Origin of the sequence: Stenotrophomonas sp. S39 (genome assembly GCF_016624665.1) — a bacterium.
Lineage (GTDB): Bacteria > Pseudomonadota > Gammaproteobacteria > Xanthomonadales > Xanthomonadaceae > Stenotrophomonas.
Genome location: NZ_JACVTT010000116.1, coordinates 1 through 11,784, shown reverse-complemented (window position 1 = coordinate 11,784; position 11,784 = coordinate 1). Strand labels below are relative to the sequence as shown.

Genomic DNA, 11,784 nt, shown 5'->3' with positions numbered 1-11,784 from the left:
AGGCGGGGTGGGTCCGGTTGAGGGGGCGTGAGCGGCATGGATGCCGCGACCAAGACTACATGGACGTATTTACGGCGTCCCCCTCAACCGGACCCACCCCGCCAACCCACGGATAGCACGCTTTTGCTGTTGCTTCGGCAGGTGCAGGGCTGCAAGCCCTGCCAACCAACACCCCCACCTACCACCATTGGCCTACACATTCCTGGCGCATTCCGCTGCGATAATGCCCGCCAGGGGCGACGCGCAGCGGGCGCGGGCGTGAGCAGAAACAGGATGTAGCGTGGTCGGCAGGCAGTGGCGTTACGGAACGGGGGCGGTGCTGGTCGTCCTGCTGATGGTGCTCGCCGCACCCTGGCTCGGCCATGCGCGCACGGTCGAGAACGGCCGCGATTACCTGCTGGTCGGTGCCGCCACCGATGAACCCACCCCCCATCGTGCCTGCACGCCGCAGATGCTGTCCGGCGACCGCCAGCAGGTCACCGTCGAAGCGCCGCCCGGAGGGTGGTCCGGCGAGCCGCAGGCGCTGGATGTGTTCAACGTGTTTGCCGGCGAAGTGCGCCTCAAGCACGGCGACCGCGAGATCTGCGGCAACATGCATGACGCGCGGACCCGCGATTCGCGCTTCCGCGCCGGCATCGGCATGGTCGCCGTGCCGCCGGCCGGCAGCCATGAGCCGTTCGTGGTGTCCTGGCAGCGGCCATTGAAGGCGCGCTGGGTGCCGACGCTGCTGCTGGGCGCGCCCAGCCCCGTGCAGCAGAACGACACCGCGCGCCTGCTGGTGCGCGCGGCCTGCATCGCGGTGGCCATCGCCCTGGCACTGTCGGCGCTGATGGCCTACCTGACCACGCGTGATCGCAGTTTCCTGTTCTATATCGCCGCCACCGTGGTGCTGGTGCTGTGGCAGTCCATCCTCGGCGGCCTCAGTGGCTACCCCGAGCCGTGGTTGCCGGTCGGCCAGCGTGGCCCGTGGTGGTTGCTGTCGCTGACCGCGGCCACGCTGGCGCTGGTGTTGCCGGCGCTGTGGCGGCTCAACGGCGGTGACCGCGTGCTGCCACGCTCGCGGCTGGCCCAGCAGCTGCTGCTGTGGGGCCTGATGGGCGTGGCCGTGATGGTGCCCTGGCTGCAGCGGGAGACCCTGGCGGCGGTAGCGCGGGTGCTGCAGGCCTGCTTCATCGGTGGCTGCCTGCTGTCGCTGGCCATGGGCGTGTGGGCGCGCCTGCGCGGGGACGCCTGGGCCGTGGCCGGGCTGGCGTCGCTGGCGCCGATGCTGGTGCTGGTGGTGGCCGATGCGACCCGCGCGCAATGGCTGTTCGAGTACCGCGTGGAGGCACTGCAGCTGGCGGTCACCTGGCTGCTGATGATGGCCGCCTACGCGCTCAACCTGCGCCTGGGCCGGCTGCGCCAGCAGCGGGACGAGATGCGCCAGCTGGCAGAGACGGACATGCTGACCGGCCTGCCCAACCGCCGCGCCGGCCTGCAGCAGCTCGCCCAGCAGCTGGAACGGGTGCAGCGCGACGGCGGCCCGCTGGTGATCGGCTTCCTCGACATCGATCTGTTCAAGGACATCAACGACCGCCACGGCCATGCGGTCGGGGACCAGGTGCTGGTGGCCGTGGCCCAGGCCCTGCGCGCGGCCGTGCGCAACCAGGACGAAGTGGTGCGCATGGGCGGGGAGGAGTTCCTGCTGCTGCTGCCGGGCATGCCGCGCGACGCGGCCGCCGCCCGCCTGGAGCAGCTGCGCCAGCGCATCACCCAGCTCTGCCAGGACCTGCAGGTGCCGGGCCTGGAGGTGACCGCCAGCATCGGCCTGGCGCAGTGGCGCCCGGGCGAGGACGACCTGGCCGCGCTGCTGCGGCGGGCCGACCATGCCATGTACGTGGCCAAGCGCAGCGGCCGCAACCGGGTCTTCGACGGCGAAACCGTCGATCCATTGCTGCCGGCGTGACCCGGGCGGGGCGGGGATGGCCGATAATGGGGCCATGACCACCCGACTCAACAAATACATCGCCGAAACCGGCTTCTGCTCCCGCCGCGAGGCCGATCGCCTGATCGCCGCCCGCCGGGTCACCGTCAACGGCCACCCCGGCGGTACCGGCGCCGTCGTCGGCGAGGGCGATACCGTCCTGGTGGACGGCCAGCCGCTGCAGGTGCGCGTGGCCCGCAAGCCCGGCGCCCGCCGCCACGTCTACATCGTGCTGAACAAGCCGGTGGGCGTGACCTGCACCACCGAAAGCTCGGTCAAGGGCAACATCGTCGACTTCGTCGGCCACGAGCAGCGCATCTTCCCGATCGGCCGCCTGGACAAGGATTCCGAGGGCCTGATCCTGATGACCAGCAACGGCGACATCGTCAACCAGATCCTGCGTGCCGAGAACGGCCACCAGAAGGAGTACCTGGTGGCGGTCAACAAGCCGGTCACCGATGAATTCCTGCGCGGCATGGCCCGCGGCGTGCGCGTCCACGACCAGATGACCCTGCCGTGCCGCACCTCGCGCATCGCCAAGTTCGGCTTCCGCATCACCCTGGAGCAGGGCCTGAACCGGCAGATCCGCCTGATGGCCGCCGCGTTCGATTACCGCGTCACCCAGCTGCGCCGCGTGCGCATCGACAACATCAAGATCGGTGCGCTGAAGCCGGGCCAGTGGCGCAACCTGACCGAGCAGGAACTGCGCGGGCTGCTGCCCAAGCAGCAGGACTGGTAACCGACGCCTGTAGAGCCGGGCCCATGCTCGGCTGGCGGACTGCATCATCGGCTAGACTCGGCAGTGACCTGCCGGAACATGACGCTGCATGATCAAGCCCGACAAGCCTGCCAACGAGGCCCAGCGCCTGGACGCGCTGTACCGCTACCGCATCCTCGATTCGGAGCGCGAGAAGTCCTTCGATGACCTGGTGGTCATCGCCAAGGCGGTGTGCGGCACGTCGATGGCCGCCGTCACCCTGATCGACGTTGAACGGCAATGGTTCAAGTCGATCCAGGGCATCGATGCCACCGAGAACCTGCGCAGCGAATCGATGTGCGGCCACGCCATCCTGCAGCCGCGCGAGCTCATGGTGGTGGAGGATGCGCAGCAGGACATCCGCTTCCACGACAACCCGGTGGTGACCGGCGATCCGCACGTGCGTTTCTACGCCGGTGCGCCGCTGATCAGCAGCGACGGCCTGCCGCTGGGCACGCTGTGCGTGTTCGATCCCACCCCGCAGCACCTGGCCCCGGACAAGGCCGAGGCGCTGGCCGCGCTGTCACGCCAGGTCATGCTGGTGATGGAACTGCGCCGCTTCGCGCTGGATATCCAGAGCCACATGGTGCAGCGCGATGACTACGAGCGCCTGCTGTCGGAGTACCACGACGTGCTGCTGGCGCAGAACGCCGACCTGACCGAACAGAGCCGCACCGATGCGCTGACCGGGCTGCCGAACCGGCGCGCGATGGCCGCTGCCCTGCAGGACGCGGTGGCCAGCGCCGACGGCCAGCCGCGGCAGACCTGCGTGGCCCTGGTGGACATCGACCACTTCAAGCACATCAACGATTTCCAGGGCCATGCCACCGGCGACCGGGTGCTGGCCGAACTGGGCGTGCTGCTGCGTTCGCACTTCGCCGGCCGCGGCCTGGCCGCGCGCTATGGAGGCGAGGAATTCGTGGCGCTGATGCCGGACGTGGACCTGCGCACCGCCGAACTGCAATGCGAGTTCCTGCGCATGGCGGTGGCCGACCTGCCACTGGGCTTCCCGGTGACGGTCAGCATCGGCGTGGCCCAGCACCAGGCCGGCGAAACCACCGACCAGACCCTGGCGCGCGCCGACGCGGCGCTGTACCGGGCCAAGGCCAACGGCCGCGACCGGGTCGAGCTGGCGCCGTAGAGTCGAGCTTGCTCGACTGCTTCTGCTCTTCTGTAGAGCCAAGCCATGCCTGGCTGCTTTTACTCGGCGATGTTGCGCGCCTCGGCCGTGCCCAGGATCTCCGGATGCTGCACCGGCTTGCGGCGGTTCAGCAGCGGATGCAGGAACACTGCACCGACTATGATCGCCACGCCCAGGTAGAACCACGGCGTCACTTCATGCTGCTCACGCAGCAGCACCACCGCCAGCAGCACGGCATAGACCGGCTCCAGGTTGGTCACCAGCTGCACGGTATAGGCGCTCAGATGGCGCAGCGCGACCAGCGCCAGGGCGAACGGCAGCAGCGTGCAGGCGCCCGCCAGCACCAGCAGCAGGATGCCATCGTGCAGGTCGGGCACCACCCACAGGGGGCTGGCCAGCGCCGGCAGCAGGTACGGCAGCACCGGCGCCAGCAGGGTGAGGGTGAGCGTGCCGGCGCCCAGTTCCAGCGCGGTCACCGTCAGCGGATCGGCATGGCTGACCATGCGCTTGTTGAGCGAGCCGAACACCGCCACCAGCAGCGCCGACAGTGCGCCGACCAGCACGCCCAGGCGCATGCCATCGGGCACGCCGCCGACCACCAGGGCCACGCCCGGCAGCACCGCCAGGCCGAAGGCCAGCTCGCGTACCTGGAAGGGCCGCTTGGCCACCCACGGTTCGATGATGGAGGTGAACACCGGCGCCAGTGCGATGCAGGTGGCGGCCACCGAGGCATTGGCCAGCTTCACCGCGCCATAGAACGTCAGCCAGTGCAGGGCGACCAGTGCACCGATGCCGGCATAACCGGCCACCAGCCGCAGCGGCAGGGTGCGCAGCCCGCGCCAGACCCGCGGCAGCAGGGCCAGCATGGCCACCACCAGCAGCATGCGCCACCACACCAGCGGCAGCGCCGGCAGGGTGATCAGCTTGCCGAGGATGGCGGTGACGCCCCACAACAGGACACAGAAATGGATCTGCCAGAGCGCTTTGCGGGTGTCGGGGGTCGTCATCGGTGTATTGTGCGGCAAGCGCAGGGCGGCCGGCGATGCCGGTGGCCTGCCCGCTGCATCCTGTCCCTGGAGCCCGTGCATGCCTGCCGACCGTTCGCTGCTGCGGGGTTGGGCCGCGCTGACCGCGCTGGTCGCCGCCGCGTCACTGCTGCTGCAGTACCTGCTGCTGGTCAATGGCCCCGGCGGGAGCGCGGGCATTGCCGCGGCGACCCTGGGCTTCTTCGGCTACTTCACCATCCTCAGCAACCTGGCGGTGTGCGTGGGCTGCCTGTGCCTGGCGGCGGGACGAGCGCTGCGGGCGACCCCGGCGGCGGTGCTGGCGCTGTGCATCGGCGTGACCAGCCTGGTCTATGCGGTGGCCCTGCAGGGGCTGTGGCAGCCCACCGGCCTGCAATGGTGGGTCGACATGGGCCTGCACTACGCGGTGCCGCTGCTGTACCTGGGCGGCTGGCTGCTGCTGTTGCCGCACGGGCACCTGCGCTGGCGCGCGCTGGGCAGGGTGCTGCTGGTGCCGGTGGCGTACCTGGGCTGGGCGATGGCGGTGGCCGCCCTGCTCGGCCAGGCGCCGTACCCGTTCCTGGACTGGCAACGGATCGGTGCAGCGGCCTTCGTGCTCAACGTGCTGCGGGTGGCCGGCGTGTTCGTGCTGGGCTGGAGCCTGCTGTGGGCTCTGGATCGCTGGCGTCGTCGCTGAGCCGCTGCAGGGCCATCGCCGCCGCCGGGTTGCGGGCCTTGCCCGCGCCGATGCACAGCAGGTAGACCTCGCGTGGCTGCGGCACGGCGGGCTCGGCCAGGCAGGGCAGGTCGTCCACGGGTTCGCCGCGTGACCAGCGCCGCGCGCGTTCAGCCCAGCGTTGTTGCTGCGGTCGCGGCAGGCCCTCGCGCAGGCGCGCCTGGCTGCGCTTGATGCGCGCGTAGACGAAGCCGGCGCTGACATCGCCGTGCAACGGTGCCTCGTCGCTGTCTTCGATCACCAGGGCCACGCCATGGCGGCGCGCGGCGGCCACCAGCTCCGGCCCGTGCACCTGCGCGTTGCGCACTTCCAGCGCGTGCTGCAGCGGCACGCCCTGCAGGGTCTGCGGCAGCGCAGCCATCAGCGCTTCGAATGCCACCGCGTCGGCCGGGTGCCTGGGGTCGAACTGCCACAGCAGCGGGCCCAGCCGGTCACCCAGCGCCAGCGCGGCCTGCAGGAAGGGTGCGGCCGCTTCGACGGTGGACGACAGATCGCGGCGCTGCACGATGTAGCGCGGCGCCTTCATTGAAAAGCGGAAACCGTCCGGCGTCTGGGCAGCCCACTGCGCGCACTGCGCTTCGGTGGGCGTGCGGTAGAAGGTGCCGTTGATCTCGATGCAGCGCAGCGCGTGGCTGGCGTGGGCCAGCTCTTCGCGCTGCGGCAGGCCTTCAGGGTAGAACATGCCGCCGCGCCACTCGGGGAACACCCAGCCGCCGATGCCGCAGCGGATCGCGGCGGACGTCACTGGCCGTGGTCCGCGCGCCAGGGATCGTAGCTGCCGAACCACCACAGGTAGCCTTCCGGATCGGCGCAGGCGTAGCCCCGGCCGCCGTAGTCCTGGTCGGCGATGTCGATGACGATGCGCGCGCCGGCGGCCTTGGCCCGCGCGTAGTGGGCGTCGGCATCGGGAACGATGACGCACGCGCTCTGCGTCTGTCGCCCGTCGACCTCGTCGGGCATCACCGCCAGCTTCGACCATTCACCGCTGCTGCTGACCGAGCCGAGCATGACCATGCCCTGGCCGAACACCAGTTGCGCGTGGAAGACCGTTTCGCCTTCGGCATACACCGCCTGCGCATGGAAGCCGAACGCGCGCTGCAGCCAGTCGATGGCGGCCAGTGCGTTGCGGTAGCGCAGGCACGGAATGATGGTGGAACCGGTGCTGGATGGATCGCTGTGGGCCATGACACCCCTCCTATGGCACAGGGCAGGATCGGACGCTGGCCGTTACCATCGCGCGAAACCCCGGTGATGGCCTGCACACGGCCGCAACCCCCGTTCGGAGATGGTGCTGGATGAACAACTGGATTGGAGGCGCCGTGCTGCTGGCCTGCGCGACGATGGCACATGCGGCTGAAACCGCGCCGACCCCGGCGCAGCTGCAGGACCTGGATGCGACCGTCGAGCGCGTGCGTGCGCAGTTCGACGTGCCCGGCGTGGCCGTGGCCGTGGTCAAGGATGGCAAGGTGGTGCTGGAACGCGGCTGGGGCGTGCGTGAGCTGGGCAAGCCGGCGCCCGTGCAGGCCGACACCCTGTTCGCCATCGCCTCCAACACCAAGGCGTTCACCGCCACCTCGCTGAACCTGCTGGCCGAGGACGGCAAGCTGAAGATGGACGACAAGGTGATCGATCACCTGCCGTCGTTCCGCATGTCCGATCCGTTCGTGACCGGGCAGATGACCCTGCGCGACCTGCTTTCGCACCGCAGTGGCCTCAGCCTGGGCGCAGGCGACCTGCTGTTCTGGCCGACCACCTCCTACAGCAATGCCGAGGTGGTGCAGCGGCTGGGCCAGGTGCCGCTGAAGGGCGGTTTCCGCGAGCGCTATGCCTACGACAACATCCTCTATGCGGTCGCCCAGCAGGTGATCGAGAAAGTGTCGGGCATGAGCTACCAGCAGTTCCTGCAGACCCGCATCTTCGACAAGGTGGGCATGGCCGGCACGCGCTACAACGCCGACCACCTGCAGGCCGGCGACAACGCAGCGGTCGGCCACGCCAAGTACGATTTCAAGGACCTGCGCACCGTTGCGCCGTTGACCTGGTCGAACAACGCCGGTGCCGGTGGCATCTATTCCAGCGCGCATGACATGGCGCGCTGGATGCAGGTGCAGCTGGCCGAGGGCGCGCTGGCCGATGGCACGCCGCTGTTCAGTGCCAAGACCCAGAAAGAGATGTGGCAGATGATCACGCCGCAGGCCATCGCCGCGCCGAGCGTGCCCGAGCTGGAGCCGGCGCGCGCCAACTTCGCCGGCTATGGCGAGGGCTGGAGCCTCAGCGACTACCGTGGGCAGAAGCTGGTCTGGCATACCGGCGGCTGGCCGGGCATGGTCTCGCGCCTGACCCTGGTGCCGGGGCAGAAGCTGGGCGTGGTGGTGCTGACCAACCAGGAAGCGGGCGCGGCATTCAATGCCATCACCCTGAGCGTGCTCGATGCCTACCTGGGCGGCGAAAAGCACGACTGGGTGGACGCCTATGCCAAGGGCGTGGCCAAGGGGCAGGACAAGGCTGATGAAGCCTGGGCCAAGCACCAGGCCGAGCGCGCCAAGGGCAGCACGCCGTCGCTGCCGCTGGTGCGCTATGCCGCCACGTACCGCGACCGCTGGTATGGCGACATGGTGGTGTCTGCAGAGGGCAAGGGCCTGCGCCTGCGTTTTGCCAGAACCGCGCAGCTGACCGGCCGCCTGGAGCACTGGCAGCACGATACGTTCATCGTGCGCTGGGATGACCGCTCGCTCAACGCCGATGCCTTCGTCAACTTCAGCCTGGACCCGGACGGCAAGGTGCGCGAAGTGCGCATGCAGCCGATCTCGGACCTGACCGATTTCAGCTTCGACTTCCAGGACCTGCTGTTCACCCCGGTCACCCCGTAGCGGTAGCGCCGGCCGCTGGCCGGCGAACGCCGGGAACACACCGGCCATGGGATAATCCCCGCGCTGATATGGCGAGGGAATGTGATGTTTCGTTGGTTTGAATCCCTGATTCCGGTGTTCCCGCCCGTGGACGGCCGCATGCCGCCGCAGAAGGTGCTGCCGTTCTACCTGCACTACCTGCGCCCGGTGTGGCCGGTGCTGCTGGCCACCCTCATCGCCGGCCTGCTGCTGGCGCTGGTGGAAGTGGCGATGTTCGATTACCTGGGCCGCATCGTCGACATGGTCGCCGAGCAGCCCGGTGCCGGTTTCTTCCAGCGCCATGCCAACGAACTGGGCTGGATGCTGTTCATCACGGTCATCGCGCGGCCGATCCTGGTCGGCCTGCACAACCTGCTGGTCAACCAGGCCATCGTGCCCGGGCTGAGCAACCGCTCGCGCTGGCTGATGCACAACTACGTGGTGCGGCAGAGCCTGAGCTTCTTCCAGAACGACTTTGCCGGCAGCGTCGCCAACCGGGTGATGCAGACCGGTACCTCGCTGCGCGAATCGGCCGTGCAGATGGTCGATTCGCTCTGGTACATCGTGGTCTACACCGGCACCGCGCTGTACCTGTTCGCGCAGGCGGACTGGCGCCTGATGGTGCCGCTGATCCTGTGGCTGCTGGCCTACGCGGTGATCCTGGCCTACTTCGTGCCGCGCGCGAAGGAACGGGCCTGGATTGCGTCGGAGGCACGTTCCAAGGCGATGGGCCGCATCGTCGATGGTTACACCAACATCCCCACGCTGAAGCTGTTCGCCCACGGCGGGCGCGAGCAGGCCTACGTCGCCGAGTCGATCCAGGAACTGGCGGTCAAGCACCGCGCGCAGACCCGCATCACCACCGGCATGGACCTGACCATCGCCATCGTCAACGGCTTCCTGATTGCCGGTACCTGCGGCCTGGCGCTGTGGCTGTGGAACGGCGGGCACATCACGGTGGGCGCGATCACCTTGGCCACCGGCCTGGTCATCCGCATCCACAACATGTCCGGCTGGATCATGTGGACCATCAACGGCATCTTCGAGGACATCGGCACGGTGCAGGATGGCATCACCACCATCGCCCAGCCGCTGACCGTGCAGGACCGCGAAGACGCCGTGCCGCTGCAGGTGGCCCACGGTGGCGTGCACTTCCAGGACATCCACTTCCACTACGGCAAGAAGGGCGGGGTGATCGCCGGGCTGGACCTGGTGGTGAAGCCCGGCGAAAAGATCGGCCTGGTCGGTCCGTCCGGTGCCGGCAAGTCGACCCTGGTCAACATCCTGCTGCGCCTCTATGACCTGGAAAGCGGACGCATCCTGATCGACGGCCAGGACATCGCCCGCGTCACCCAGGAAAGCCTGCGCCAGCAGATCGGCGTGGTCACCCAGGACACCTCGCTGCTGCATCGTTCGATCCGCGACAACCTGCTGTACGGCCGCCCCGACGCGACCGATGAGCAGCTGCGCGCGGCCGTGGCCAAGGCACGTGCCGAAGCCTTCATCGACACGCTGGTGGACGGGCAGGGGCGCCGCGGGTATGACGCGCATGTCGGCGAGCGCGGCGTGAAGCTGTCCGGTGGCCAGCGCCAGCGCATCGCCATTGCCCGCGTGCTGCTGAAGGACGCGCCGATCCTGGTGCTGGACGAAGCCACCTCGGCGCTGGATTCGGAAGTGGAAGCGGCGATCCAGGACAGCCTGGACGAGCTGATGGGCGGCAAGACGGTCATCGCCATCGCGCACCGCCTGTCGACCATCGCGCGCATGGACCGCCTGGTGGTGATGGACCAGGGCCGTATCGCCGAAACCGGCACCCATGCCGAACTGATCGCCGCCGGTGGGCTGTACGCGCGCCTGTGGGCGCGGCAGACCGGTGGGTTCGTGGCTGCCGACCAATGATGGGATCGGAGCCGGAGACCCGCATGATCCGTTCTCTACGCCCCCTGGTGCTGGCGCTGGCACTGGTCGCCACGACCGCAGCCGCTGCATCGCCATCCGTGGAAGGCGAAGCCCTCGAGCAGGTCGTCCTGCTCAGCCGCCACAACCTGCGCGCACCGCTGGTGTCTTCGGGCGCGCTGGCCGACGCCACGCCACACGCGTGGGCAACCTGGGACGTTGCCGCTGGCGAGCTGAGCACCAAGGGCGGCGTGCTGGAGATCTACCTGGGCCGCTACCTCGGCCAATGGCTGCGCCAGCAGCAGGTACTGCCGGCAACGGGTTGCCCGCAGGAGGGCGATTTCCACGCGCTGGCCAACAGCCTGCAGCGCACCCAGGCCACCGCGCAGTTCTTCGTTGCCGGGGCGTTTCCAGGCTGCCACGTCACGGTGCAACAGCGCAGGCCGCTGGGCACGATGGACCCGCTGTTCGACCCGGTGATCCACCGCGACGACGCCGGCTTCCAGCGACGCGCGCTGCGGGCCATGCAGAAGGCCGAATCGGAGGCACGGCTGGGGCCGGACCTGCAGGTCGTCGAGGGCGTGGTGGAACACGGGGCCTCGCCGGCCTGCGCGGGACGCAGCCACTGCATGCTGCGTGCGGGCGACAGCCAGTTCCGCGCGGAAGCAGGCAAGGAGCCGGGGGCCTCCGGTTCATTGGCGCTGGCCAACGGCATGGTCGATGCGCTGCTGATGCAGGATTACCAGAACGGCAGCGGAACACCGGCAGGCTGGGGCCGCCTGCACGGCGACGCCCAGTGGCAGGCCCTGGCGCGGGTCCGCAACGGCTATCAGGACATCCTGTTCGGCACCCCGGAGGTGGCACGCGACGTGGCCGCGCCGCTGCTGTCGCACATTGATGGCCTGTTCGCCGATCCGCAGTCGCCGAAGGTGAGCCTGCTGGTCGGCCACGATTCCAACATCGGCGCCGTGCTGGCGGCATTGGGTACCGCGGATTACACGCTGCCGGACCAGCTTGAGAAGACGCCGATCGGCGGCCTGCTGCAGTTCGAGCGCTGGCGCGTGCACAGCGGCGAAGCGCGCTATCGGCTGGTGTATGTCTATCCCACCCGTACGCAGTTGCGTGATGCGCTGCCGTTGAGTGATGCACAGCCGCCCGGACGGGTGGAGCTGCCGCTGCCCGGATGTGGGCAGGACGGATGCAGTGACATGCAATTCAAGCGCCTGCTGCATCGCGCGGTGGATTGAATGCCATCCACGCCATGCGTGGATGGGGGGCAGTAGATCCACGCCATGCGTGGATGAACCCCACCCGCAGTGCGGACCAACGGTCCGCACCCACCACCGGGGTGCAGTAGATCCACGCCATGCGTGGATGAACCCATCCGCAGTGCGGACCA

10 protein-coding genes are annotated in these 11,784 nt (G+C 68.9%); 7 read left to right on the top strand and 3 right to left on the bottom strand.

The window, feature by feature from the left end:
* The first annotated feature begins 280 nt into the window (after positions 1 to 280).
* From IAE41_RS20170 to IAE41_RS20160, 3 genes are all read left to right on the top strand, one after another.
* Positions 281 to 1,945, top strand: a complete 1,665-nt coding sequence (locus IAE41_RS20170) for a sensor domain-containing diguanylate cyclase (protein WP_200734330.1) — start codon at positions 281 to 283, stop codon at positions 1,943 to 1,945.
* Positions 1,946 to 1,979: 34 nt separating this feature from the next.
* A complete protein-coding gene (locus IAE41_RS20165) occupies positions 1,980 to 2,702 on the top strand; it encodes a pseudouridine synthase (protein ID WP_079221222.1) in 723 nt (240 codons plus the stop codon).
* 88 nt (positions 2,703 to 2,790) lie between these two features.
* Positions 2,791 to 3,861 carry a sensor domain-containing diguanylate cyclase gene (locus IAE41_RS20160; RefSeq protein WP_079221223.1) on the top strand — a complete coding sequence of 357 codons (1,071 nt, stop codon included), beginning with the start codon at positions 2,791 to 2,793 and terminating at the stop codon, positions 3,859 to 3,861.
* A 59-nt stretch (positions 3,862 to 3,920) separates the two neighbouring features.
* Here the strand turns inward: IAE41_RS20160 and IAE41_RS20155 are convergent, their stop codons facing one another.
* The gene (locus tag IAE41_RS20155) at positions 3,921 to 4,868 is read right to left on the bottom strand and encodes a DMT family transporter (protein ID WP_108746275.1); all 948 of its coding nucleotides are present in this window, start codon (positions 4,866 to 4,868) and stop codon (positions 3,921 to 3,923) included.
* Between the two features lie 79 nt (positions 4,869 to 4,947).
* Between IAE41_RS20155 and IAE41_RS20150 the strand changes: the two genes are divergently transcribed.
* A complete protein-coding gene (locus tag IAE41_RS20150; RefSeq protein ID WP_200734329.1) occupies positions 4,948 to 5,562 on the top strand; it encodes a Pr6Pr family membrane protein in 615 nt (204 codons plus the stop codon).
* On the opposite strand, the gene IAE41_RS20145 is transcribed toward IAE41_RS20150, so the two are convergent.
* On the bottom strand, positions 5,483 to 6,346 hold the full coding sequence (locus IAE41_RS20145; RefSeq protein WP_200734328.1) for a DUF72 domain-containing protein: 864 nt from the start codon (positions 6,344 to 6,346) through the stop codon (positions 5,483 to 5,485). The two genes, IAE41_RS20150 and IAE41_RS20145, sit on opposite strands and share 80 nt — an antisense overlap.
* Entirely contained in the window at positions 6,343 to 6,786 is a 444-nt protein-coding gene (locus IAE41_RS20140; protein WP_200734327.1) for a VOC family protein, read from the bottom strand. Before IAE41_RS20140 ends, IAE41_RS20145 begins: the two co-directional genes overlap by 4 nt.
* Before the next feature lie 110 nt (positions 6,787 to 6,896).
* Between IAE41_RS20140 and IAE41_RS20135 the strand changes: the two genes are divergently transcribed.
* From IAE41_RS20135 to agp, 3 genes are all read left to right on the top strand, one after another.
* Positions 6,897 to 8,471, top strand: coding sequence for a serine hydrolase (locus tag IAE41_RS20135; protein ID WP_200734326.1), 1,575 nt, complete (start codon positions 6,897 to 6,899; stop codon positions 8,469 to 8,471).
* An 84-nt stretch (positions 8,472 to 8,555) separates the two neighbouring features.
* The gene (gene smrA, locus IAE41_RS20130) at positions 8,556 to 10,388 is read left to right on the top strand and encodes a multidrug efflux ABC transporter SmrA (RefSeq protein ID WP_200734325.1); all 1,833 of its coding nucleotides are present in this window, start codon (positions 8,556 to 8,558) and stop codon (positions 10,386 to 10,388) included.
* Positions 10,389 to 10,411: 23 nt separating this feature from the next.
* Entirely contained in the window at positions 10,412 to 11,632 is a 1,221-nt protein-coding gene (gene agp, locus IAE41_RS20125) for a bifunctional glucose-1-phosphatase/inositol phosphatase (RefSeq protein WP_200734324.1), read from the top strand.
* Positions 11,633 to 11,784: the final 152 nt, after the last annotated feature.

What these genes read in the sequence shown, in the direction of transcription:
- IAE41_RS20160 (WP_079221223.1), top strand. Translation starts at nt 2,791, where the DNA reads ATGATCAAGCCCGACAAGCCTGCCAACGAGGCCCAGCGCCTGGACGCG.
- IAE41_RS20155 (WP_108746275.1), bottom strand. Translation starts at nt 4,868, where the DNA reads ATGACGACCCCCGACACCCGCAAAGCGCTCTGGCAGATCCATTTCTGT.
- IAE41_RS20140 (WP_200734327.1), bottom strand. Translation starts at nt 6,786, where the DNA reads ATGGCCCACAGCGATCCATCCAGCACCGGTTCCACCATCATTCCGTGC.
- IAE41_RS20135 (WP_200734326.1), top strand. Translation starts at nt 6,897, where the DNA reads ATGAACAACTGGATTGGAGGCGCCGTGCTGCTGGCCTGCGCGACGATG.
- IAE41_RS20165 (WP_079221222.1), top strand. Translation starts at nt 1,980, where the DNA reads ATGACCACCCGACTCAACAAATACATCGCCGAAACCGGCTTCTGCTCC.
- agp (WP_200734324.1), top strand. Translation starts at nt 10,412, where the DNA reads ATGATCCGTTCTCTACGCCCCCTGGTGCTGGCGCTGGCACTGGTCGCC.
- smrA (WP_200734325.1), top strand. Translation starts at nt 8,556, where the DNA reads ATGTTTCGTTGGTTTGAATCCCTGATTCCGGTGTTCCCGCCCGTGGAC.
- IAE41_RS20150 (WP_200734329.1), top strand. Translation starts at nt 4,948, where the DNA reads ATGCCTGCCGACCGTTCGCTGCTGCGGGGTTGGGCCGCGCTGACCGCG.